At 74.7% G+C, this 22,381-nt stretch carries 22 protein-coding genes and 1 pseudogene; 9 read left to right on the forward strand and 14 right to left on the reverse strand.

Annotated features, from left to right (window positions below; all coding sequences use genetic code 11):
- Positions 1 to 12: 12 nt before the first annotated feature.
- The 3 genes from KPL60_RS09330 to KPL60_RS09340 are packed head-to-tail and all read right to left on the reverse strand — an operon-like array spanning position 13 to position 2,225.
- Positions 13 to 1,203, reverse strand: a complete 1,191-nt coding sequence (locus KPL60_RS09330; RefSeq protein ID WP_100880327.1) for an AMP nucleosidase — start codon at positions 1,201 to 1,203, stop codon at positions 13 to 15.
- On the reverse strand, positions 1,200 to 1,607 hold the full coding sequence (locus KPL60_RS09335; protein WP_100880326.1) for a helix-turn-helix transcriptional regulator: 408 nt from the start codon (positions 1,605 to 1,607) through the stop codon (positions 1,200 to 1,202). The genes KPL60_RS09330 and KPL60_RS09335 overlap by 4 nt, the downstream gene beginning before the upstream one ends.
- 27 nt (positions 1,608 to 1,634) lie before the next feature.
- The gene (locus KPL60_RS09340; RefSeq protein WP_226356383.1) at positions 1,635 to 2,225 is read right to left on the reverse strand and encodes an HhH-GPD-type base excision DNA repair protein; all 591 of its coding nucleotides are present in this window, start codon (positions 2,223 to 2,225) and stop codon (positions 1,635 to 1,637) included.
- Between the two features lie 10 nt (positions 2,226 to 2,235).
- On the opposite strand from KPL60_RS09340, the pseudogene KPL60_RS09345 reads away from it, so the two are divergent.
- From KPL60_RS09345 to KPL60_RS09355, 3 genes and pseudogenes are all read left to right on the forward strand, one after another.
- Positions 2,236 to 3,815, forward strand: a pseudogene (locus KPL60_RS09345) (methyltransferase).
- Entirely contained in the window at positions 3,812 to 4,273 is a 462-nt protein-coding gene (gene dtd / locus KPL60_RS09350) for a D-aminoacyl-tRNA deacylase (RefSeq protein WP_226356381.1), read from the forward strand. Before KPL60_RS09345 ends, dtd begins: the two are co-directional and overlap by 4 nt.
- A 69-nt stretch (positions 4,274 to 4,342) precedes the next feature.
- Entirely contained in the window at positions 4,343 to 4,627 is a 285-nt protein-coding gene (locus tag KPL60_RS09355; RefSeq protein WP_062402520.1) for a YggT family protein, read from the forward strand.
- A 23-nt stretch (positions 4,628 to 4,650) separates the two neighbouring features.
- On the opposite strand, the gene KPL60_RS09360 is transcribed toward KPL60_RS09355, so the two are convergent.
- The 4 genes from KPL60_RS09360 to KPL60_RS09375 form a co-directional block, all read right to left on the reverse strand.
- Positions 4,651 to 5,961 carry a patatin-like phospholipase family protein gene (locus tag KPL60_RS09360; protein WP_226365561.1) on the reverse strand — a complete coding sequence of 437 codons (1,311 nt, stop codon included), beginning with the start codon at positions 5,959 to 5,961 and terminating at the stop codon, positions 4,651 to 4,653.
- Positions 5,962 to 6,061: 100 nt separating this feature from the next.
- Positions 6,062 to 6,424: a hypothetical protein gene (locus tag KPL60_RS09365; RefSeq protein ID WP_062402515.1), complete on the reverse strand. Its 363-nt coding sequence runs from the start codon at positions 6,422 to 6,424 to the stop codon at positions 6,062 to 6,064.
- Positions 6,425 to 6,533: 109 nt separating this feature from the next.
- Positions 6,534 to 7,031 carry a helix-turn-helix domain-containing protein gene (locus KPL60_RS09370; RefSeq protein WP_226356379.1) on the reverse strand — a complete coding sequence of 166 codons (498 nt, stop codon included), beginning with the start codon at positions 7,029 to 7,031 and terminating at the stop codon, positions 6,534 to 6,536.
- Between the two features lie 219 nt (positions 7,032 to 7,250).
- Positions 7,251 to 9,041, reverse strand: a complete 1,791-nt coding sequence (locus tag KPL60_RS09375) for an alpha/beta hydrolase (RefSeq protein ID WP_226365562.1) — start codon at positions 9,039 to 9,041, stop codon at positions 7,251 to 7,253.
- A gap of 263 nt (positions 9,042 to 9,304) precedes the next feature.
- Between KPL60_RS09375 and KPL60_RS09380 the strand changes: the two genes are divergently transcribed.
- The 4 genes from KPL60_RS09380 (at position 9,305) to KPL60_RS09395 (ending at position 13,331) form a co-directional block, all read left to right on the forward strand.
- Positions 9,305 to 10,663 carry an alpha/beta fold hydrolase gene (locus tag KPL60_RS09380; protein ID WP_226365563.1) on the forward strand — a complete coding sequence of 453 codons (1,359 nt, stop codon included), beginning with the start codon at positions 9,305 to 9,307 and terminating at the stop codon, positions 10,661 to 10,663.
- Positions 10,664 to 10,866: 203 nt separating this feature from the next.
- Positions 10,867 to 12,015, forward strand: a complete 1,149-nt coding sequence (locus KPL60_RS09385) for a sigma-70 family RNA polymerase sigma factor (protein WP_226356376.1) — start codon at positions 10,867 to 10,869, stop codon at positions 12,013 to 12,015.
- 258 nt (positions 12,016 to 12,273) lie between these two features.
- Entirely contained in the window at positions 12,274 to 12,789 is a 516-nt protein-coding gene (locus tag KPL60_RS09390) for a flavin reductase family protein (RefSeq protein WP_226356375.1), read from the forward strand.
- Positions 12,786 to 13,331, forward strand: coding sequence for an NAD(P)H-dependent oxidoreductase (locus KPL60_RS09395; RefSeq protein WP_226356374.1), 546 nt, complete (start codon positions 12,786 to 12,788; stop codon positions 13,329 to 13,331). Before KPL60_RS09390 ends, KPL60_RS09395 begins: the two co-directional genes overlap by 4 nt.
- A gap of 15 nt (positions 13,332 to 13,346) precedes the next feature.
- Here KPL60_RS09395 and KPL60_RS09400 read toward each other — a convergent pair whose 3' ends face one another.
- The 6 genes from KPL60_RS09400 to KPL60_RS09425 form a co-directional block, all read right to left on the reverse strand.
- Positions 13,347 to 14,246, reverse strand: a complete 900-nt coding sequence (locus KPL60_RS09400) for a pseudouridine-5'-phosphate glycosidase (RefSeq protein WP_226365564.1) — start codon at positions 14,244 to 14,246, stop codon at positions 13,347 to 13,349.
- Positions 14,243 to 14,599: a hypothetical protein gene (locus KPL60_RS09405; RefSeq protein WP_226365565.1), complete on the reverse strand. Its 357-nt coding sequence runs from the start codon at positions 14,597 to 14,599 to the stop codon at positions 14,243 to 14,245. The genes KPL60_RS09400 and KPL60_RS09405 overlap by 4 nt, the downstream gene beginning before the upstream one ends.
- A 33-nt stretch (positions 14,600 to 14,632) precedes the next feature.
- The gene (locus KPL60_RS09410; protein ID WP_226365566.1) at positions 14,633 to 15,991 is read right to left on the reverse strand and encodes an MFS transporter; all 1,359 of its coding nucleotides are present in this window, start codon (positions 15,989 to 15,991) and stop codon (positions 14,633 to 14,635) included.
- Positions 15,992 to 16,049: 58 nt separating this feature from the next.
- The gene (locus KPL60_RS09415) at positions 16,050 to 16,724 is read right to left on the reverse strand and encodes an HAD family hydrolase (protein WP_226356370.1); all 675 of its coding nucleotides are present in this window, start codon (positions 16,722 to 16,724) and stop codon (positions 16,050 to 16,052) included.
- A 95-nt stretch (positions 16,725 to 16,819) separates the two neighbouring features.
- Positions 16,820 to 17,368, reverse strand: coding sequence for a GNAT family N-acetyltransferase (locus KPL60_RS09420; protein WP_224402818.1), 549 nt, complete (start codon positions 17,366 to 17,368; stop codon positions 16,820 to 16,822).
- 35 nt (positions 17,369 to 17,403) lie between these two features.
- The gene (locus tag KPL60_RS09425; RefSeq protein WP_226365567.1) at positions 17,404 to 19,101 is read right to left on the reverse strand and encodes an L-lactate permease; all 1,698 of its coding nucleotides are present in this window, start codon (positions 19,099 to 19,101) and stop codon (positions 17,404 to 17,406) included.
- A gap of 183 nt (positions 19,102 to 19,284) precedes the next feature.
- Between KPL60_RS09425 and KPL60_RS09430 the strand changes: the two genes are divergently transcribed.
- Positions 19,285 to 20,499, forward strand: coding sequence for a cytochrome P450 (locus KPL60_RS09430; RefSeq protein ID WP_226356368.1), 1,215 nt, complete (start codon positions 19,285 to 19,287; stop codon positions 20,497 to 20,499).
- A gap of 22 nt (positions 20,500 to 20,521) precedes the next feature.
- The gene (locus KPL60_RS09435) at positions 20,522 to 21,142 is read left to right on the forward strand and encodes a TetR/AcrR family transcriptional regulator (RefSeq protein WP_226365568.1); all 621 of its coding nucleotides are present in this window, start codon (positions 20,522 to 20,524) and stop codon (positions 21,140 to 21,142) included.
- 120 nt (positions 21,143 to 21,262) lie between these two features.
- On the opposite strand, the gene KPL60_RS09440 is transcribed toward KPL60_RS09435, so the two are convergent.
- Positions 21,263 to 22,309: an ABC transporter substrate-binding protein gene (locus KPL60_RS09440; RefSeq protein WP_226365569.1), complete on the reverse strand. Its 1,047-nt coding sequence runs from the start codon at positions 22,307 to 22,309 to the stop codon at positions 21,263 to 21,265.
- Positions 22,310 to 22,381 lie beyond the last annotated feature (72 nt).

Consider the following 22,381-nt stretch of genomic DNA (forward strand, 5'->3'; position numbering starts at 1 on the left):
CCGGGCCGCCGGTCAGGCCCCGTCGGGCCCGTTGCCGAGCAGCGGCTCGTCGGCGGAGCGGACCTCGGAGCCGGGCAGGCCGTCGGGGTGCTCGTCGCGGACCCGGTCCAGCGCGTCCAGCGCGATCCCGAGGTGCTTGCGCTTGCTCGCCTCGTAGAACGCCCGCGCGCCGCCGGCCAGCTTGGGCTCGGCGTGCAGCGGTTTGTCCGACACGCACAGCAGGGTCGCGTTCGGGATCCGGTAGCGGAACCCGTTGGCGGCGATCGTCGCGGACTCCATGTCCACCGCCACGGCACGGGCCAGCCGCATCCGGTGCAGCGTCGCGGCCTGGTTGAACTCCCAGTTGCGGTTGTCGGTGGTGTGCACGACCCCCGGCCGCCAGGTCGCCTCGGCCGCGCCGAGCGCGTCCATCAGGTAGCCGTTGAGCCGGATGCTCGGGATGACCGGCACGTCGGCCGGGAGCACCTCGTCGAGCACGTGGTCGGCCCGCTGGTAGGCGGTGGCCAGCACGAAGTCGCCCAGCTCCTGGCGGTTCCGCAGGCCCCCGCAGTGCCCGATCATGATCATGGTGTCCGGGCGGAGCACGGCGAGATGGTCGGTGACGGTCTTGGCGTTGGCCGGGCCGACACCGATGTTCACCAGGGTCACGCCGTCGCCGTCGGCGCCCGGGTGGTGGTAGGCGGGCATCTGGACGCCGGCGCGGTCGGGCCGCTCGGCGTCGGGGAAGCGCTCCAGGAACGACTCGACGTGCATCGCGTAGTTGGTGAACAGCACGTGCCGCTGGAAGGACTCGGCGGGGGTGCCGGTGTAGTGCGAGAGGCGGTCCAGCGAGAGCGCCATGCGCTCCGGGCCGAACAGGAACAGCTTCTTGACCCGCAGGTCGAAGCGGTCCTCGTCGAGCGCGGCGAAGAACTCCGGGTCGGTGAACGCCCGGGCCGGGCGGGCCGCGCGGGCGGTGACGGTGGCCCCGGCGGCGAGCAGGCCGCGCAGCTCCCGGTGCAGGTAGCGACGGATCGCGCACGGCCGGGCGAACTCCCCGGAGATGCGCGGGTTGTGCGTCGACCAGGGGCGCACGACCTCGAGCTCGGGGTACCAGCCGTCGTCGTAGACCGACTGGAGGGCGTCGAGCAGCCGGGCGATCTCGTGGTCGAGCTTCTCTGCCGGGACCGGCGGGCGGACCTGCTCGATCATCGCGGGCGTCACGACGCCTCCCCGTCGTCGGCGCCGTGCGCGTGCAGCGCGCCCGGTGCGACGGCGACCGCCGACACGATCTCCAGCACGCGGCGGGCGAGCCCGTCGGTCAGCCGGTAGCGGACCAGCCGTCCCTCGCGGTGGGCGGTGACCATGCCGTGCGCGCGCAGCAGGCGCAGCGCGTGCGAGACGGCCGAGTCGCTCATCCCGACGGCGACGGCGAGGTCGGAGACGCAGAGGTCCCCGGCGTGCTGCAGCGCGAGCAGCAGCGACAGGCGGTTGACCTCGCCCAGGACGTCCAGGACGGTTGCGACCTCGGCCACCTTGGTGGCGTCGGCGAGCACCGCGACGGCGTCGCAGACCTGGTCCGGGTCGATCACGCGTGCGCCGGCGAGCGCCTCCGGAACCTTGTGCACACCCGTGATGCTAGCCCTGCCGGCGGATCACTTCGCCGCAGCGGCCTTCTTCTCGCGCGCCGCGGCCTTGATCGCCTTCTTCGTGTCGCGCACCTCGAGCAGGGTCCGGGAATCGACGACGTCGGCCGCGGAGAGCCGGGTGCCGTCGGCGCCGTAGTCCCCGGCGGCCTCCCGCCAGCCGTCCGGGGTGACCCCGTACTGCTTGCCGAGGATCGCGACGAAGATCTTCGCCTTCTGCTCGCCGTAGCCGGGCAGCGCCTTGAGCCTGCGCAGCACCTCGCGCCCGTCGGGGTCGTCGCGGGTCCAGATCGCGGCCGGGTCCCCGTCCCAGTCCTCGACGATCGCGCGGCACATCTCCTGCACCCGCCGGGCCATCGAGCCGCCGTAGCGGTGGATGGCGGGCGGGGTGGTGGCCAGCGTCGCGAACTCCTCGGGGTCGTGGTCGGCGATGACGCGCACGTCGAGCCCGCCGAGGCGCTCGTGCAGCTTCAGCGGGCCGCGGAACGCGACCTCCATCTGGATCTGCTGGTCGAGCAGCATGCCGATCAGCAACGCGAGGGGCTCGCGTTCCAGCAGCGCGTCGGCCTCCGGTTCCTGGGCGATGCAGATCCCGCTCATGCCGCACAGGATGGCACGCGACAATGGCGGGGTGCTCCCCCATCTCGACGCCGGTGACACCGAACGCGTCCGCGGCTGTCTGCTCGACGCCGGCTACACCCCGGACGGCGTGCGCGCCCTGCTGGGCCGCTCCGCGCACGACGCGCTGACCCGCGGCGAGCCGGAGCCCGCCGCCCGTGCCAGCCGCGACGGCGGGGAGCTCGGCACCCTGGTGCGGCTGTTCCTGCTGGAGGACACCGAGCCCGAGCCGGCGGTGACCGCGGCGCTCGGCGACCTGGACCCGCTGCTGGAGGGCCGGATCCTGCGCCGCACCCCGGAGGGCATCCGGGCCGCGCTGGACGTGCGCCCCTACGGCGAGGGCCCCGGCGCGGAGGGCGAGCCGGGCACCGACTGGTGGGTGGTGTCCGACATCGACACCCCGGCCGCGCGGCAGGACCGCGAGCACGTCACCGGCGTCGGCGGGGCGTCGCTGACGCTGGCCGCGGCGACCGTCCGCCGTCCGGTCGGCACCCTGCTCGACCTGGGCACCGGCTGCGGGGTGCAGGCGCTGCACGGCTCCCGACACGCGCTGCGGGTCACCGCGACCGACGTGCTGCCGCGCGCGCTGGCGCTGGCCCGGCTGTCGCTGGGGCTGTCCGGGGTGGAGGTCGACCTGCGGGAGGGCCCGTGGTTCGCCCCGGTGGCCGGGGAGCGCTTCGACCAGGTGGTGTCCAACCCGCCGTTCGTGCCGGGCCCGCCGCGGGTGGACTACGTCTACCGCGACTCCGGTGCGGCCGGGGACTCCGCGCTGGCCGGGCTGCTGGGTGAGCTGCCGGGCCTGCTCAACCCGGGCGGGGTCGCGCAGCTGCTGGGGTCGTGGCTGCACGTGCGCGGCGAGGACTGGCCGGACCGGGTGCGGTCCTGGCTGCCCGACGGCGTCGACGCCTGGGTCCTGCAGCGCGAGGTCGTCGACCCGGGCCTGCACGTCGGCACCTGGCAGCGCGACGCCGGGCTGGTCCCGACCTCCCGGGCGGCCCGCGAGCAGGCCGGTGCCTGGCTGGACTGGATGGCCGCCGGCGGGTGGAGGGGGTCGGGTTCGGCTTCCTGATGCTGCGCCGCACCGACAGCGAGCCGACCGTCGTGGTCGAGGACCTGCCCGGCGAGCTGGGCGAGGGCCTGGGCCGGGAGATGACCGGCTGGCTGGACCGGGTGGACTGGCTGCGCGCCCACACCCGCGACGAGGACCTGCTCGGCGCACGGCTGCTGCTCGCCGCGGAGACGGTGCTGGAGTCGGCCTCGTCGGTCGACCCGGACGGCGGCTGGGCCGAGCTGTCGACGACCGTGCGCCGCTGGGGCGGCCCCGGCTGGGAGCACCCCGTCGACGCCCCGGCCGCGGCGCTGCTGGCCGGCTGCCGCGGTGACCTGCCGCTGTCCGAGCTGCTCGCGCTGCTGTCCTACGCCCACGACCTGCCGGTCGACGCGCTGGTCGCGGCGACGCTGCCCGCGGTGCGGGAGTTCGTCCGGCACGGCCTGCTCCAGCCGGTCGACGGCTGGCCGCACCCGGTGCCCGCGCGGACCGCGGCCGCGTCGCCGTCGGGGCCGGTCGGGTGAGGGCCGTCGTCGCCCGCGTACGACGGGCGTCGGTGACGGTCGAGGCACCCGACGGTACACCGCTGCGGGTGTCCGGGGAGATCGGGCCCGGGCTGCTGGTGCTGCTCGGCGTGCACGCCGACGACGTCGGCACCGACCCCGCCGCGACCGCGCGGAAGGTCGACACGATGGCCCGCAAGCTGCACGAGCTGCGCATCCTGCGCGACGAGCTCTCGTGCGCGGACGCCGGCGCCCCGCTGCTCGTGGTCAGCCAGTTCACCCTGTACGGCGAGACCCGCAAGGGCCGGCGGCCGTCCTGGTCGGCGGCGGCCCGCCCGCAGGACGCCGAGCCGGTCGTCGACGCGGTGGTGGCCGCGCTGCGCGGGCGCGGCGCCACCGTCGGGACCGGGGAGTTCGGCGCGCAGATGGCCGTGGAGTCGGTCAACGACGGCCCGTTCACGGTCCTGGTCGAGGTCTGAGCCCGGTACCGGGCCCAGGTCTCAGCCGTCTCTCACCGGACTCTCAGCCGGAAAGGGGACGATGGAGACATGGTCGCCTACCTGCTGTCCTGGCTGTTGGGGCTGTTCCAGCTCGTGCTGGTCGCCCGGGTCGTCGTGGACTGGATCGACGTGCTCGGCTCCGGACGCGGCGGCGCCGTGCTCGACACCGCCCGCCGCATCACCCACGGGCTGACCGAGCCGGTCGTCGCCCCGATCCGCCGTCGCGTCCAGCCGGTCCGGATGGGCGCGGTCGGGCTCGACCTGTCGGTGCTGATCGTGTTCGTGGCTGTGCTGCTGGCCCGGCTGGTCGTGGTGCCGCTGATCCCGTTCTGATCCTGTGAGCCCCGAGCCCGGGGTCAGGGGCGTGGCCCGAGCCGCAGCGCGGTGACCCGGCCGTCGTCGTCGAGGTCGGCCTCGGCCGACCCGTCGGTGACACCGCCGTCGCGGCGCACCCGCACGGCCCACTCCGCGGTGTCGCGGGCGACCTGCTTGCGGGTCGGGTCGACGGTGAACTCCCCGTCGAGCAGCTCGCCGAGGTGGGCGAGCAGCGGCACCGGGGACGGCCGCTCCCGGAACGGGGCGGTCGAGGTCAGGGTCGCGTCCGGGGTGACGGCGGCCGCGAGCGCGACCGGGTCGCCGTCGCGCACCGCCCGTTCGAAGGCCAGCGCGCCGAGGAACCGGTCGGCCGCGGCGGCGCCCCGGCGCTGCAGGTGGTCGAGGAACGCGACGTCGCGGTCGATCTTCGAGGCGGCACCGAGCAGCCGGGACCGCACCGTGCTGGCCGGCATCTCCAGCACCCGGACGGTCACCTGCCGGTAGCCCGAGTCCGGGCCGAGGCTCCCGTCGGCGAGCAGCCGGTCGATCGTCTCGATGAACCCGAGCTCCTGGTTGAGCGACAGGTTGCCGGCCAGTGCGTTACGCCGGTCGGCGATCTCGATCGGGCTGCGCGGCTCGCCGTCGATCTCCGACGGGTTGATCTGCACGACCCACAGCTCGTCGGGGTCGGTGTCGAGCAGGTCGCGGGTGGGCGGGTTCTGCGAGAACAGCCCGTCCCAGTAGACGCCGCCCGCGGTGTGCACCGCGCGGAACAGGGTGGGGATCGCGGCCGAGGCGAGCACGGTCTCGGCGGTCAGGGTGTCGGTGCGGCTGGAGAACGCCCGGAACTCCCCCGTCAGCACGTCGACGGCGCCGAGCAGCAGCAGCGGCGCGGTGCCCGCCGGGTCCGGACCGATGGCGGCGAGGTCCACGTGCCGCGAGACCAGGTCGAGGAACTGGCGGGTGCCGTCGAACGGGCGCGGCACCAGGTACGGGGTGCCCGCCGGGACGAGCCCGAGCCCCTGCAGCGCGCCCGCCGTCACCACGCCCAGGTTGGTGAGGCGCTCCAGCGGGGTGCGGGCGGCGTTGTCGGCCCAGAACTCCTCCAGCGCCGTCGCCGCGGCCTCGCGCCGGTCGGGGGTCTGGCCCTCGCGCAGCCGGTCCCAGGCGACGAGTGCGCAGATCGCGCCGCCCGAGGTGCCCGAGATCGCGACGACCTCGGCCGGGTCCGCGGCGGAGCCGAGCGCGTCCGAGCGCAGCAGCCGGGCCAGGACGCCCGCGGTGAACGCGGTGTGACTGCCCCCGCCCTGGCAGGCGATCGCGATGCGGCGGGGCCGGGTGCGGGGGCTCATGGGGCCACCCTCGCGCGGACCGGCGGGTAGGGACAGCGCGACCCGGTCACACGACGACGGCCCCCACCCGGAGCCGGGTGGGGGCCGTCGTCGGGCGGGGTCACTTGCCGGCGGCGCTCCGGGTGGCGCGCGCGGTCTTCTCCGCGGCGGCCTCGGTGCTGCGCCCGGCGTGCTCGGTCACGGCCTCGGCGGCCTTGGTCGCCTGCTCGGTGACCTGGTCGAACACCGAGGTGCCCGCGCCGACGACGGTACGGGCGAACTCGCGCTGGTGGCCGAGCACCTGCTCGTAGAAGTCGAAGACGCGCTCGACGGCGGCACCCGCGTCGGGCAGCTGCGGGCGGTCACCGGCGCCGAACTGGCGGGCCAGGCCGCTCGCGGCCTCGGTCCACCCGCGGACGGACTCGGTGACCAGGTCCTGGCCTCGCTTGGCGATGTCGACGAACTGCTCGGTGGAGGCGGTCATCGGTGCTTCCCTCCCGGGAGACGTTTCTCGGCGTGGACGGGGTGCGGATGAGCACCCCGGCATGCCAAGAAAACTACGCACGACCGTTAAGTATGTCAAGCACGCCTGCTCAGTCCCGCTGCACGAAGCTCCGGTACACCCCCAGCAGGGCCGCCTTCTGCTCGCCGGACAGCCGCGCGTCGGCCTCGATCGCGGCCTCGACACCCGGCGGCGGCGTGGCCGCGGGGGCGGCCTCCTCGGCCGGGGCGGCGTCGCCCGCGGTGTCCGGGTCGCCGACCGACCAGCCGGCCCGGCTGAGCATCTGGTCGGTGTTGAGGTGCAGCGCGTCGGCGATCGAGCGCAGCACCTTCAGCGACGGCTGGTGCAGCCCCCGCTCGACCTGGCTGAGGTAGGCGTTGGACACCTTGGTCATCGCCGCCATCTCCCGCAGCGAGAGCTTGGCCATCTGGCGCTGCGCCCGGATGAACCCGCCCAGGGCGTTCACCTGCGCACTCCAGGCGTCCTCGGCGGCCCGGCGGCCGTTCTCGCGCAGCTCGTCGGCGGCGGTCTCCCCGGCGCTCCGCGGCCGGCGCCCGCCGTGCGTGCGGGTCTCCCCCGCGCGGCTCACGGCGTCCCCGCCCGGAGGGGCCCGCGCGGCGGTCGCCGGCGCGCGGGCACAGAACGTACGCGGTCCATGGCGACGCATTCTCCCCGCCGGACGGCGGTTGCGCACGCATCCGATGCAGTGTCGACAGTGGACAGTACGGATCACCGTCCATCGTGGACACGACGCCGCCCCGGTGACCAGCGGTGATCACCGGGGCGGCGGCGGGGTCCGGCCGGCGGCTCAGCCGCGCAGCACGTAACGGCCGGGAGCGGGCTCCAGCGGCGGGTGCGCGTCCGACCCGATCTTCTTCGGCGCCGCGACCTCCTTGCCCGCGCGCTCGGCGATCCACGGCGTCCAGTCCTCCCACCAGGAGGCCTTGCGCTCTGTGGCGTCGTCGCGCCAGTCCTCGGCACGGGCCGGGAGGTCGTCGCTCTCGCCGAACCAGTGCCGCGACTTCGGCGACGGCGGGTTGACCACGCCGGCGATGTGCCCGGAGTTCGACAGCACGAACCGCACCGTGCCGCCCAGCTTCGACGCCCCGGTGTAGACCGACTTCCAGGGCGCGATGTGGTCCGACTCGGCGGTGACGATGTAGCTGTCGGGCCGGATGTCGGCCACGTCGAGCCGCTCCCCCGCCAGCTCCAGCTTGCCCTCGGCGAAGCGGTTCTCCATGTACAGCGTGCGCAGGTACTCGGTCTGCATCGCGGCCGGCATGCGGGTGGAGTCGGAGTTCCAGGTCAGCATGTCGAACGGCTTCGGGTCCTCGCCGAGCATCCAGTCGTTGACGACGTAGTTCCAGACCAGGTCGGTGGACCGCAGCAGGTCGAAGGTCGTCTTCATGCTGGTGGCGGGCAGGTACCCGTCCTTGCGCATGCTCCGCTCGAGCCGGTTCACCGTCTTCTCGTCGGTGAACACGCCCAGCTGGCCCGGGCCGGAGTAGTCGAGCAGCGTGTTCATCAGGGTCAGCGAGTTGACGCGCTGGTCACCCTTGGCCTCCAGCCACGCCGTCATCGCGGCGGACAGCGCGCCGCCCAGGCAGAGCCCGGCGACGTTCACCTTGTCCCGGCCGGTGATCTCGCGGACGACCTCCAGGGCCGTGACCGGGCCCTCCTGCAGGTAGTCGCTCATCGTCACGTCGGCCAGCGACGAGTCCGGGTTGCGGTAGCTGATCATGAAGACGGTGTGGCCGTGCTGCACCGCCCACTCCACCAGCGACTTCTGCGGCGCGAGGTCCATGATGTAGTACTTGTTGATCCACGGCGGGCTCATGAGCAGCGGGATCTCGTGGACCTTGTCGGTCTGCGGCTCGTACTGGATGAGCTCGATCAGCCGGTTGCGGAAGACCACGTGGCCCGGGGTGACCGCGAGGTCCTTGCCCACCTGGAAGGCGCCGGGGGTGACCTGGCGCGGCATCCCCTGGTTCTGCACGGCGTCGCGCAGCATGTTGCGCGCGCCCCGCACGATGTTCAGCCCGCCGGTCTCGACGATCTTCTTCGGCCAGGCCGGGTTCGTGACGACCGTGTTCGGCGGGGCCAGCGCCTCGACGATCTGGCCGACCAGCCAGTCCAGCTTGCGGCGCGCGGTCGGCGAGACGCGGGCGGCCTGCGACAGCTCGGTCAGCCGGTCGGCGAGCAGGGTGTGCTCCTGGCGGGCCAGGTAGTACCAGGCGTTGCCCTCCCAGGCCGGGTCGGCGTAGCGCTTGTCCTTCTCGGGCAGCGACGCCGGACCGGTGGTCGTCCCGCCGACGGCGCGCGCGGCCGCGGCGGACACGGCCTTGGCCGAGTCGACGCCGAAGCCCAGACCGGTGCGCAGCACCGCGCCGGGACGGGTGACCAGCGAGCGGGCGGCCTCGCCGAGCGCCCCGCCGAAGCCGACCGGGTCGACCTTCGCGGCGAGCCCCTCGGGGCTGGCGAGCTCGCGCAGGTCCCGCACGAGACCCGCCGCCTGCCGTCGCAGCACCTCCGCGGCCTGGTTCGACGCGGCGGCGCTGCCGTTCTCGGACTCGGGCTGGGGTACGGGCTGCGTGGTCACTGTTCGTCACTCCTGACGGCCGGTTCGGTCTCCGTGCCTGGGTTCCCGCGCTCCCTCAGGGAACGGGAGACGCAACGGGATGGACTCATGGTGACCGCGTACTCACCGGTAGGCAGCCCCGGATTGCTGTAAGGCCTCTCACCTGCGCTAAGCGAAGCAAGCACTACTGCGGAGTAGGCCAGCGCTTGCTTGACATACCGATCGCGTTTTACCGTTCGGTAACCCGGATAGCCCCCGGTCATCAGAGTTGATGGGAGAGGCCCATGAGCACGGCGATCACCCGACGGTCCGCACCCTCCAGGGAGCACGGACCGCGTGCCCTTCCCGACACCCCCGTGGCCGCGGCCACCGGGAGCGACGACCGGCCGGACCCCCTCCGGTACCTCGTGTCGTACAACACCCGGAACCTGACCAAGGTGGTGGCCGAGGTCGGCCGGGCCACCGGTGCCTACTGGATCGACGCGGTCCAGCGGATCGCCCGGCCCGGCGACGCCGCCCGCCGCGGGCTGCTGTGGATCTCGGCGATGGCCGACCGGCGGGAGCCGACCTGGCACCTGGCCAACGAGGTCGTGCTGTCGACGCCGTTCGCGTCGCTGCGCGACTTCACCGCCGCCGAGCACCGCGACGACGACGTGGTCCCCACCCTGGTGCTGCCGCCCCAGGCCGGGCACTCCTCGACCGTCGTGGACTACTCGCCGCAGCAGAGCCAGATCGCCATGATCCGCGCCTCGGGCCTGACGAAGGTCTACGCGCTGGACTGGCGGCCCGCCACGACGTCGACGAAGAACGTCACGATCACCGACTACCTCGAGGTGATCGACCGGTCCATCCGGCGGATGGGCGGGAAGGCGAACCTGGTGGGCGACTGCCAGGGCGGCTGGCTGGCGACGATCTACGCCGCGCTGCACCCGGACCGGGTGAACACCCTGACCCTGGCCGGGGCGCCGATCGACTTCCACGCCGGCGAGTCGGTGATCGCCGCCTCGACGCGGCTGATGGCGGGGACGATGGGGATGGCGCCGTACAAGGCGCTGGTCGCCGCGGGCGGCGGCAACATGCCGGGCTCGGCGGTCCTGTCGAACTTCATCTCGATCCAGCCGCAGTCGGAGATCTCGCGGCAGCTGCAGCTGCTGGAGAACATCGACGACCCCACCCACGTCGAGCGCTACCGGGTGTTCGAGGACTGGTTCAAGTACACCCAGGACATCCCCGGCGCGTTCTACCTGTGGCTGGTGGAGAACCTGTTCTGGAAGAACCGGCTGATCAAGGGCACGCTCACCGTCGACGGCCGGACCGTCGACATGGGGGCGATCGACTGCCCGCTGCTGCTGCTGGCGGGCTCCGCGGACCACATCACCCCGGCCCCGCAGCTGTTCGCCGCGGCGGAGAAGGTCGGGACCCCGGCCGCGGACGTCACCTACCGGACGGCGACCGCGGGCCACCTGGGGCTGTTCATGGGCCGCGACGCGCTGCGCCACGACTGGCCGGTGCTGATGGAGACCGTCTACGGCCACTCGGTGCCGTCGAAGAAGGACACCGGGGCGGGCAAGGCGTCGCGGCGGCGCAGCAGCGTCCGCGCGGTGGCCGACCCGCGGGACACCCCGCGGGTGCCCGCACCCTGACCGGCACGCCCGGCCGGGTCGCTCTCTAAGAGGACCCTGAGAGAACCGCAACTGCATGTGACCGACGACATGGCCCAGCAGGCACATTTCCCGGCCTGCGGGGCCGCGTCGTGGGAACGATCCCCGGAACGGATGCGTTGACCCCGTACAGGGCAAGCGGTGAGGCCCATCAATCGCCCGCCGCAGCCCGCGCAGGGGAGGAAATGCACATGACGGTGACCACGACCGCTCCGGCCGTACCCGGCCCGCGCCTCACGACCGAGGCCCCCGCTCGCGCCACCGTGTCGTCGTCCGGCGCGAAGCGGACCGCCCCCAAGGTCGCTCGCAGCTCCCGCCGTCGCACCGACGGCGACGGAGGCACCGCACTGGAAGCCACCGTACCCGGTGCCGCGGCCGCGGTGGCGGAGGATCTCGACGCCCAGAGCCCCGCCGCGGACCTGGTGCGCGTCTACCTCAACGGGATCGGCAAGACCGCACTGCTGACCGCGGCGCAGGAGGTCGAGCTGGCCCGGCGCATCGAGGCCGGCGTGTTCGCCCAGCACCGGCTGGACACCGCCGCCGCCGACGGCACGCTGGACGGGCTGGACCTGCAGTACCGCCGCGACCTGCGCGCGGTCGTCCGCGACGGGCTGCTGGCCAAGAACCACCTGCTGGAGGCGAACCTCCGGCTGGTGGTCTCGCTGGCCAAGCGCTACACCGGGCGCGGGATGCCGCTGCTGGACCTGATCCAGGAGGGCAACCTCGGCCTGATCCGCGCGGTGGAGAAGTTCGACTACACCAAGGGCTTCAAGTTCTCGACCTACGCGACCTGGTGGATCCGGCAGGCCATCACGCGGGGCATGGCCGACCAGGCCCGCACCATCCGGCTGCCCGTGCACCTGGTGGAGCAGGTCAACAAGCTGGCCCGGATCAAGCGGGACATGCACCAGCGTCAGGGCCGCGAGCCCAGCGACGCCGAGCTGTCGGCCGAGTCGGGCATCCCGGAGCACAAGATCCAGGACCTGCTCGACCACGCCCGCGACCCGGTGAGCCTGGACATGCCGGTCGGGTCCGAGGAGGAGGCGCCGCTCGGTGACTTCATCGAGGACGCCGAGGCGACCGACGCCGAGAACACCGTGATCTCGAGCCTGCTGCACGACGACCTCCGCCGGGTGCTGTCGACCCTGGAGGACCGCGAGCAGAAGGTCATCCGGATGCGCTTCGGCCTCGACGACGGCCAGCCGCACACGCTCGACCAGATCGGGCGCGCCTTCAAGCTCTCCCGCGAGCGGGTGCGCCAGATCGAGCGCGAGGTCATGTCGAAGCTGCGGGTCGGCGAGCGCGCCGACAAGCTGCGCGCCTACGCGAGCTGACCCGGGTCCGGCCGGGCGTCCCCCCACCCGGCCCCCGGTGAAGGACGGCCGGCGGAGCGATCGCTCCGCCGGCCGTTGCCGTCTCGGGCACCCCGGGGCTCCCCACGAGTTCGGGGTGCACGGCACGGGGAGTTCTACCGGATCGATTCCGCGACGGATACGGCGACACGGTGGAGGCGGCACCCCGGCCCGGGGTGTTCCCCACCACCCGGGACCGGATCATTGGCCGAGCGCACCTTCCCCGCCTAGGGTCGGGTCATGTCGCGTTCCCTCCCCGGCCCGGTCACCCCCACTGTGACCCCGGAGTCCATGCGCGACGCACTGGGCGCGTTCGCGTCCGGCGTCGTCGTCGTCACCGCGATCGGCCCGGACGGGCCCATCGGGTTCACCTGTCAGTCCTTCGCGTCGCTGTCGCTGGACCCGCCGCTGGTGAGCTTCGCGCCCTCCCGCGGGTCCTCGACCTGGCCGCGCATCCGCGAGGTGGGCCGGTTCTGCGTGAACGTGCTGGCCGCGGACCACGAGCACCACAGCGCCGGGTTCGCCCGCTCCGGGGTCGACAAGTTCGCCGGGGTGACCTGGGCGGCGGCGCCGTCCGGCTCGCCGGTCCTCGAGGGCGTCGGCGCCTGGGTCGACTGCACCCTGTGGAACGAGTACGACGGCGGCGACCACACGATCGTCGTCGCCCGGGTCGACGCGCTCGGCGCGGACCCGGAGCGGCTACCGCTGCTGTTCCACCGCGGCACCTACGCCCTCACCCCGCGGGCCGGCTCGTGAGCGGCACCGCGGGCCGGATCATCGGGGTCGTCGCGGGCCCGGAGCCGGGCGGGCGCACGGCCGCCGCCGTCGCCGGGATCCTCGCCGGCACCGGGGCCGACACCGCCCTGATCGAGCTGTCGCAGACCCCCGTCGCCGAGGTCACCGCGGCCTTCGCCGACGCCGACGCCGTCGTGTTCGGCAGCCCGGTCTACCGGGCCGGGCACACGGCGTCGCTGCGGGCGCTGCTGGAGGCCACCGAACGCGGGAAGTGGGGCGAGAAGACCGCCCCGCTCCAGGGCAAGGCGGCCGCGGTCGTGCTGACCGGCGCGAGCGGGCACCACTTCCTCGCCGTCGACGGGCTCCGGTCGGTGCTGGCCGGGTTCTTCGCCGTCCAGGTCCTCTCCCCCGGGCTCTACCTCGACCACTCCGGCTACGTGGACCGCAACACCCTCACCGAGCAGTCCGCGGAGCTCGCGGCGGCCCACGGGCGGGCGCTGGCCGACCTGACCACGGCGGTGCGCGGCTCCGAGGCGCTGCGGTCCATCACGCCCGTCGTCTGAGGCGGCACCGGCGCGTCACCGCCCGGCCAGGGCGGTGGCGATCCGGGCGCCCAGCGCCACGTTGTGCCGGTACACCGCGACGTTGACCTCCAGGCTGGCGTCGCCGGTCGCGGCGCGGACCCGCGCCAGCAGGAACGGGGTCGCGTCCTGCCCGCCGATCCCGGCGTCGTCGAGGGCGGCGAGGGCGTCGGCCAGTGCGGCGTCGTGGAGCGCGGGCGGGAGCTGCTCGGCGGCCGGGACCGGGTTCGCCACCAGCAGGGCCCCGGGCAGGCCGAGGTCGCGGGCGGCCCGCCAGGCCGTGGCGACCTGCTCCGGGGAGTCCAGCCGCTGCCCGACCCGGTGCCCGGAGTCGGCCACGTAGAAGCCGGGGAAGGCGTGCGTGCGGTACCCGGCGACGGTCACGCCGAGGGTCTCCAGCCGCTCCAGGGTGGCCGGGACGTCGAGCACCGACTTCACCCCGGCGCTGACCACGACCAGCGGCAGCGCGGCGAGCGCGGGCAGGTCGGCCGACTCGTCGAAGGTGCGCGCGGCACCGCGGTGCACCCCGCCGAGCCCGCCGGTGGCGAACACCCGGATGCCGGCCCGGTGTGCGAGGTGCGCGGTCGCGGCGACCGTCGTGCCCCCGCTCGCGCCGGTGGCGACGGCGACCGGGAGGTCCCGGGCGGACAGCTTCACCACGTCCGGGGCGGTCGCCAGCCGGGCCAGCTCGTCGTCGGTCAGCCCGACGACGACCTCGCCGTCGAGCACCCCGATGGTCGCCGGGACGACCCCGAGCGAGGCCACGAGCTCCTCGGCCTCCCGGGCGACGGCGAGGTTGCGCGGCGCGGGCAGGCCGTGGGTGACGATCGTCGACTCGCACGCCAGCACCGGGCGGCCGCCGGCCAGGGCGTCGGCGACCCGCTCCCCCACCCTCACGCGGCGGCCAGCGCGCGCAGGGCGGCCTCGGCGCCGTCGACGGGTGAGGTGCCGAACGCGATCACCGAGCCGGGCGCGTGCCGGTGCACCAGGTTCACCACCCGCTCGAACAGCTCCAGGCACTCCGGGGGCGTGCGGAGCCCACCGCCGACGAGCACGCAGTCGTAGCGGCGGGCGGTCAGCGCCGCGGTGATCCGCGGCAGCTCGCCGTCCGGGCCGACGAGGACCTCGGTCGCCTCGATCCCGGCCGCGCGGTAGCCGTCGCGGCCCCGTTCCAGGGCGGCGAGCACGGGCGCCGGATCGTACCCGGGGATCCGCGCCGGGTCGAAGCCGATCACCAGCAGGGTCGTCACGTCCCCGCACGCTGCTCGCCGCGGCACCGGCCGTCAACCCTGCGGCGCCGGCACCGGGGTGCGGGCGGCCGAGCGGGCACAGGCCAGCGCGACGAGGGCGCCGAGCAGGGTGAACCCGGTCGCGACCAGCACGGCGACGTGCCAGCCCGCCAGCAGCACCGGCACCGGCTCGTCGCCCGCCGGTGAGGTCAGCACCGAGGTCAGCGTGACGCCGACGGCGGCGCCCAGGTAGCGGGTGGTGTTGTTGATGCCGCTGCCGGTGCCCGCCCGGTCCGGTGGCACCGAGGCGACCGCCTCGCGGCCGAGCGTCGCGTTCACGACCCCGGTGCCGACGCCGACGACGACGAGCGCGGCCAGGACCGCCCCGGGGCCGGAGCCGGTCGCGAGCAGCCCGAGCTGGCCGGCCGTCATGACGAGCAGGCCGACGCCGAGGCGGACCCCGCCGGTGACCCGTTCGCTGATCCGGCGGGTGAGCAGCGCGGTCACGATGCTGGTGCCCGACCAGCCGAGCAGCAGCAGCGCCGCCGTCGCGGGGGCGGTGCCGTGCACCGGGGCGAGCAGCGCGGGCAGGTAGGAGCTCAGCGAGATGATGCCGAGCCCGGTGGCCAGGCTCGCGACCGTCGCCGCGACCAGCCCGGGGTGGCGGAACAGCTCCGGCCCCGCCATCGGGTGCGCGACGACGAACTGGACGACGACGAACCCCGCCAGCAGCACCGCCCCGGCGACCAGCAGCACGACGGTCGTGGTGGTGACCGGCAGCCGCCGGGCCTCGGTGAGGCCGGCGAGCAGCACCGCCAGCCCGGCGGCGAGCAGCACCATCCCGGCGACGTCGACCGGGCGCGGGCGCCCGGCGGTGGACTCGGTGAGCAGCGTGCGCCCGGCGACGGCGAGCGCCAGCCCGGCGACCGCGACGGCGAGGTAGAGCACCCGCCACGGCAGCAGGCCCGCGAGCAGCGGGCCCGCCGCGATCCCGGCGGCCAGCGCCGCGCCCCACAGCCCGGTCGCGGCCGAGCGGCGCGGGCCCGGCGGCAGCGCGTGCCCGATCAGCGCGAGGCTGCAGGCGACGACCGCGGCCGCCCCGACGCCCTGCCCGATCCGGCCGGCGACGAACCCGGCGGTGCCGGTGGCGAACGCCCCGCCCGCCGAGGCCAGGGCCAGCACGACCGCGCCGGTCGTGAACACCGCGCGCCGCCCCAGCCGGTCGGCCAGGGTCCCCGCGGTCAGCAGCACCGCGGTGAGCCCCAGGCTCATCGAGCTGAGGATCCAGGAGCGCCCCGACGGCGAGGAGCCCAGGTCGGCCGCGATCGGGGCCAGGGTGGCCAGCGGCGCGGTGTAGCTGACCAGGGCCAGCGTCGTGCCGAGCGACGCCACCGCCACCGTGCGTCGGGCCACGCCGCCCGTCGTCACCGCGGACCGGTCAAGATCGGGACGGACGCTACGCCGTGCGGGCTCAGCTGGGGAGGCCGAGCAGCGCGGGCAGGTCCGCGACCGAGTCGATGACGGCGTCGGCGCCCGCCGCGCGCAGCCGCGGCTCGCCGTGCGCCCCGCCCCGCACCCCGACGGCGAGCCCCGCCCCCGCCCGGACGGCGGCGTCGATGTCGGCGGTCGCGTCACCGGCCACCGCGACCTGGGAGGGCTCGGTCCCGGCCCGCCGGGCCGCGGCGTGGAGCAGGTCGGGCTCGGGCAGGCCGCGGCCGTCGACGTCGGCGGGCGACAGGACCATGTCCGCCCGCTCGGTGAACCCCAGCGCCGACACCAGCCGGTCCCGCAGCTCGGGATCGAACCCGCAGGTCAGGGCCACGCTCAGGCCGGCGTCGCGGAGCGCGTCGAGGGTCTGCGCGGCGCCGGGGACCGGGCGTACGCGGCCCGCGTCCAGCGCGGCGTGCAGGTGGTCGGCGAACGCGGAGTGCGCGCGGCGGGCCCGGTACATGTCGCCGTCGAGGAGCTCACCGAGCACCGTCATGACCGGGCGGTCCATCGTCGCGCGGGCCTGCCGGTCCAGCGCCGGGTAGCAGGGACCGTCGACGCGGACCCCGGCGGCGCGCAGGCCGGCCCGCAGCCCGGCGAGCACGAGCCCGTCGTCGGCCATCGTCGTACCCGCCAGGTCGAGCACCGCCAGTTGCACGGGTGAACTCCACCGGCGCCGGATGACGATCACCCGACTCCTGGCCGACATCCGGGTGAACCGGCCGCGTCACTCCGGGGCCGGCGTCCCGGGCGTCACCACAGCTCGCCGTCGCGCCAGTCGCAGACCAGCGCGCGGGCCGGGTCGAGCGGCGCGTCGACGGGCAGGACGTGCACGGCGCCGCGCTCGTCGGGGGTGTCGACGACGCCGTCCGGGGTGAGCGCGGCGAGCGGGCCGCACCACGGTTCCCAGCCGTGCCTGCGGTAGAGCCGCGCGGCGCGGGCGGCCGCGCCGAGCGCGCCGAGCCGGTACCCGCCGCGCACGATCCGGTCCACCTCGGCCATGAGCAGCCCGCCGAGCCCGCCGCCCTGGCTCCCGGGCCGCACGGCCACGGCCTCGACGTAGCCGGTGCGCAGCGCGACGCCGTCGTGCAGCAGCCGGCGGCCCACGACGGCCGCGTGCCCGACCGGGTCGTGCAGCGGACCGGCGAGCACGTGCACCCCGCCGAGCGCGTGGTCGAACGAGGCGTCGTCGAACCCGCCGGACCCGTCGGCGTCGGCGGGGAACGCGGCGTCGAGCAGGGCGCGCAGGGCCCGGAGCCCGTCGCGCCCGAGATCGGCGGTGGGCAGGACGGTCAGGCGCACCCGGGCGATCCTTCCGCAGCGCCCGGCGGTGTGCGTCAGAAGGTCGGGAGCATCCATCCGAGCACCGGGGTCGACTGCAGGAACACCAGCACGCACAACACCGCGAGCAGCCCGACGCTCCACAGGATCGTCCGCCGGAACAGCTCGGACTCCCGGCCCGCGATGCCCACGGCCGTCGCCGCGATGGTGAGGTTCTGCGGACTGATCATCTTCCCGACGACGCCGCCGGAGGTGTTCGCCGCGACCATCAGGTGCGGGTCCAGGCCCGCCTGCTCGGCCGCGGTCTGCTGCAACGTCGCGAACAGGGCGTTGGCCGAGGTGTCCGAGCCGGTGACCGCGGTGCCGAGCCAGCCGAGGATCGGCGAGAGGAACGCGAACGCCGCGCCGGTCCCGGCGATCCAGGTGCCGATGGAGATCGTCTGCCCGGACAGGTTCATCACGTAGGCCAGCGCGAGGACGGTGGCCACGGTGAGGAAGGCGAACCGCAGCTTGTACGCGGTGGCGGCGAACTCCCGGACCGCCGTCGCGGGCGCGAGCCGGTACATCACCGCGACGCCGATGCCGCAGATCAGCAGCAGCGAGCCGGGCGAGGACAGCCACTGGAAGCTGTAGGTCGTGGTCGACACCGGGTCCCCGGACGCGCCGAGGACCTGTCCGTCGAGCCCCGGCCAGCCGATCTTGAGGTCGGTGCCGGTCAGGAAGGTCGACACCGGGCCGACCAGCTTCGCCACCGAGAACACCACGATGATCAGCAGGTACGGCGCGAAGGCCATGAACAGCCTGCCGACCGACAGCGCCTGCGAGCGCTCGGCGAGGGTGCGCTGCTCGGTCGCGACGGACCCGCCGCCGTCGCCGCCCGGGTCCTCGACGGGTGCGTCGGCGGTGCGCTCGATGCGCAGCGTCTCCATCGCCTCGGCGCCCCCGCGCGGCTGCCAGAAGCGCAGCAGGACCACGCCGGCCGCCAGCCCGGCCAGCGAGGCGACGATGTCGGTGAGCTCGACCGAGAGGTAGGTCGCGGCCAGCCACTGGGCGACGGCGAACGCGAGACCGATGACGAGCGCGACCGGCCAGACCTGGCGCACCCCGCGCTTCCCGTCGACGAGCAGCACCAGCAGCGTCGGGACGATGAACGCGAGCACCGGGGTCTGGTGTCCGACGACGGCGCCGATCTCGTTGTACGGGATCCCGGTGAGGGTGCCCGCGGTGATGATCGGGGTGCCGACCGCGCCGAACGCGACGGGGGCGGTGTTGGCCAGCAGCACGACGACCGCCGCCCGGACCGGGGAGAACCCGAGCGCCATCAGCATGACGCCGGTGATCGCCACCGGGGCTCCGAACCCGGCCAGCGCCTCGAGCAGCCCGCCGAAGCAGAACGCGATGATGATCGCCTGCACCCGGGGGTCGTCGGAGATCAGCCCGAAGGCGGCGCGCAGGTCCTCGAACCGGCCCGCGGCGACGGTGAGCTGGTAGAGCCAGATCGCGGTGAAGACGATCCACATGATCGGGAAGAGGCCGAACACCGCCCCCTCGGTGGCCGAGAGCAGGGCCAGGTGCACCGGCATCCCGAAGGCCGCCACCGCGACCACGACCGCGACGACGAGCGCGGCCAGCCCGGCCCAGTGCGCCTTCCAGCGCAGGGCACCCAGCGTCACGAAGATCGCCACCAGCGGGAGGAGCGCGACGAGTGCGGACAGCCAGAGACTGCCGAGCGGTTCGGGATCTTGCTGGAACACAGGGCGCCCCCGGGCTGTCGTCGTCGTCGATGACGGTCGCAGCCTGTCACGGTTCGCCCGGTTTCACCGGTTCGGCGGTCATCCGGGGCGTACCGGACAGGCGACGCGAAACGAGAGCACACTGTCGTTTGAGCGGTTACCGTGGACTGCGACGCGCCCGCCGACCCTCCGGAGGCCAGCACCATGACCGACACCGCCACGGACTTCACGCTCCCGCTGCACATGCGCCGCGACCGGTTCCTGCCCGACGCCGAGCTGGAGCGCATCCGCGACTCCGGCGACATCCCACGGGTACGGACCGCCTTCGGCGCCGAGGCCTACCTCGTCACCCGCTACGACGACGTGCGGCACGTGCTCGGCGACGCCGCGACCTACTCCAACGCCGGGAGCGCCGAGCTGACCCGCCCGGACGCACCGCCGCTGTCCCAGCGCGAGCAGGAGCAGATGCGGGCCGGCCAGCTGCTGCTGCAGGACCCGCCGGAGCACACCCGGCTGCGCCGCTTCCTCACCCGCGAGTTCACCCAGCGCCGGATGGCCCGCCTGGAGCCGCGCATCACCGAGATCGTCGACGAGCACCTCGACGCGCTGGAGGCCGCCGGGCCGGGTGCCGACCTGGTCTCCCTGTTCGCCCTGCCGGTGCCGTCGATGGTCATCTGCGAGCTGCTCGGGGTGCCCTACACCGACCGCGACGAGTTCACCGCCCGCTCGACGCGCCTGCTCGACGTCTCCCTGCCCGCCGAGGAGCGGCTGGCCGTGGGCCGGGAGAACCGCGCCTACATGACCCGGCTCGTCGACGCGGCGCTGGCCGACCCGGGCGAGGACATCCTCGGCATGCTGATCCGCGAGCACGGCGAGGAGATCAGCCACGACGAGCTGGTCGGGATCGCGTCGCTGCTGCTGATCGCCGGGCACGAGACGACGTCGAACATGCTGTCGCTGGGCACCCTGGCGCTGCTGGAGGACCCGGAGCAGGCCGCGCTGCTGCGCAGCGACCCCGAGCTGGCCCGGCCCGCCGTGGAGGAGCTGCTCCGGTGGCTGTCGATCGTGCACACCGGGGTGGTCCGGGTGACGACGACCGACACCGTCCTGCGCGACACCCCGATCCCGGCGCGGTCGCTGGTGATGTGCTCCCTGCCCACCGCCAACCGCGACACCGGGTCCGGGTTCGACGACCCCGCCCGGCTCGACCTCACCCGCGGCGCGGCCGGGCACGTCGCGTTCGGGCACGGCGTGCACCACTGCCTGGGCGCCCCGCTGGCCCGGATGGAGATGGCGACGGCGTTCCCCGCCCTGCTCCGCCGCTTCCCCACGCTCGCCCCGGCCGGACCGGTCCCGCCCGAGGCCTTCCGGGCCTACCACTTCGTCTACGGCATGCACACGCTGCCGGTGACCTGGTGAGGCCGGGCGATACCGTGCAGTGATGACCGCTTCGTCGCTCGACGGCTCCCCGGCGGGCCGTCCGCTGCGCGCCGACGCCGCCCGCAACCACCGCCGGATCGTCGACACGGCGGCCGCGGCGTTCGAGTCCGACGGAGCGGACGTCCCGCTGGAGGAGATCGCGCGCCGGGCCGGGGTCGGCGTCGCGACGCTGTACCGCCGGTTCCGGACCCGCGACGTGCTGGTGCGGGCGGTGCTGGACCAGGTGTTCGTCGCGGAGATCGAGCCGACCGCGGCCGCCGGGGACGGCGACCCCTGGGCCGACCTGGCCGGATCGCTGGGCCGGGCGGTGGAGGCGATCGCCGGACGGCGGACGATCCTGCAGCTGGCCCGCGAGACCGGCGCGTTCGACGTCGAGTCCGCCGAGCGCTACGGCCGGACGCTGACCCGGCTGCTGGACCGGGCGCGCGAGGCGGGCGCGGTGCGCCCGGAGCTCACCCCGCGGGACCTGTCGGCGGTGCTGGTCATGGCGCTGGCCGTCGCCGAGGGGTCGGACGCGGCGGAGACGGCGTCGGGCGAGGACCGCGCCCGCTACCTGGCGCTGCTGCTCGACGGGCTGCGCCCGGGCAACCCGCCGCTGCCCCCGGGCTCGGAGGAGCCCTAGCAACGATCGGGGCACGGTCGCTGTCGCGGGCGGCGCGGACCCGCTACGGTTCCGGTCGTCCGCTCGGCAACGGCGCCGGGCGGATCCGTACTCCTCCCCCGACCCGCCTGCCGCCGGGACTCAGCCGCCGAACCGGTCGGGGTGCAGCCGCCGGGCGAGCGTCGCGACCGCGTCGGCGTTGCGGATGCCGGGGCTGATCTCGGCGAAGGTCGTGGTGAACACCTTGCCGTCGCGGACCGCGGGGACCGTCGCGAGCGCCGGGTCGTTGCGCAGCCGCTCGGCCAGCAGCTCCGCACCCTCCGGGCCGACGTCGCGCCCGCAGCAGGCCGGGATCACGATCACGTCCGGGCTCGCCGCGACGATGCCCTCCAGGGACACGGTGCGCTGCCGGCCGGCGATGGTGCCGAACGCCTGCCGCCCGCCCGCGGCCTCGATGATCGTCGTCGCGACGTCGCCGGTGCCGAAGACCCGCAGCTCACCGGTGCCGCCCGGGGAGTTCAGCATCGCCACCCGCGGACGGTCGGTGACGCCGTCGAGCCGGCCGGCGACATCGGCGAGGGTGCTGCGCATGCCGGCGACGACCTGCGCGGCCCGGTCCTCGGCGCCCAGCAGCCGCCCGAGGTCGGTGAGGTCGTGCTCGACCCCGGCGAAGGACACGTCGTTGTCGCCGATGCTCTGCTGGTTGCCGCCGTCGGCGGTCGGGCAGTAGGCGCTGAACAGGAAGGTCTCCGTGCCGGTGGCGCCGAGCTCGGCGCGGGTGCCGAGGCCCTCCCGGGTGAAGGCGCCGGTGAAGCCGGAGACGACGAGGTCCGGGGCGACCCGCAGCACCTCCTCGCGCGACGGGTACTCCTCGGGCCAGTAGTCCTGCGGCCGGAAGTCCGGGTCGAGCTGCGCCGGCAGCGGGTTGTCCAGGTAGGCCGCGCCGACCAGGCGGTCCCCCGCCCCGAGCGCGAGGACGGCCTCGATGCCGTTCTGGAACATCGCGACGACCCGCTCCGGGCGCTGCACGGGCACGTCGAGGCCGCAGTTGACGACCGCGTCCGCCGCGGGATCCGTGCCGTGGTCGCCGTGCCCGGCCGGTGCCGTGACCGGGTCACCCGCGCCGCACCCCGCGAGGAGCACCAGTCCGGCGAGCAGCGGCGCCCAGCGGCGCGGGTTCCCGATCACCGCGACAGCATAGCCACGACATCTGAGTGGTTCTTCAGATGTGCGGCTCTCGTCACGGCACGGTCCCCGCGC

The organism is Pseudonocardia sp. ICBG162 (genome assembly GCF_020496225.1).
GTDB classification, from domain to species: Bacteria; Actinomycetota; Actinomycetes; order Mycobacteriales; family Pseudonocardiaceae; genus Pseudonocardia; species Pseudonocardia alni.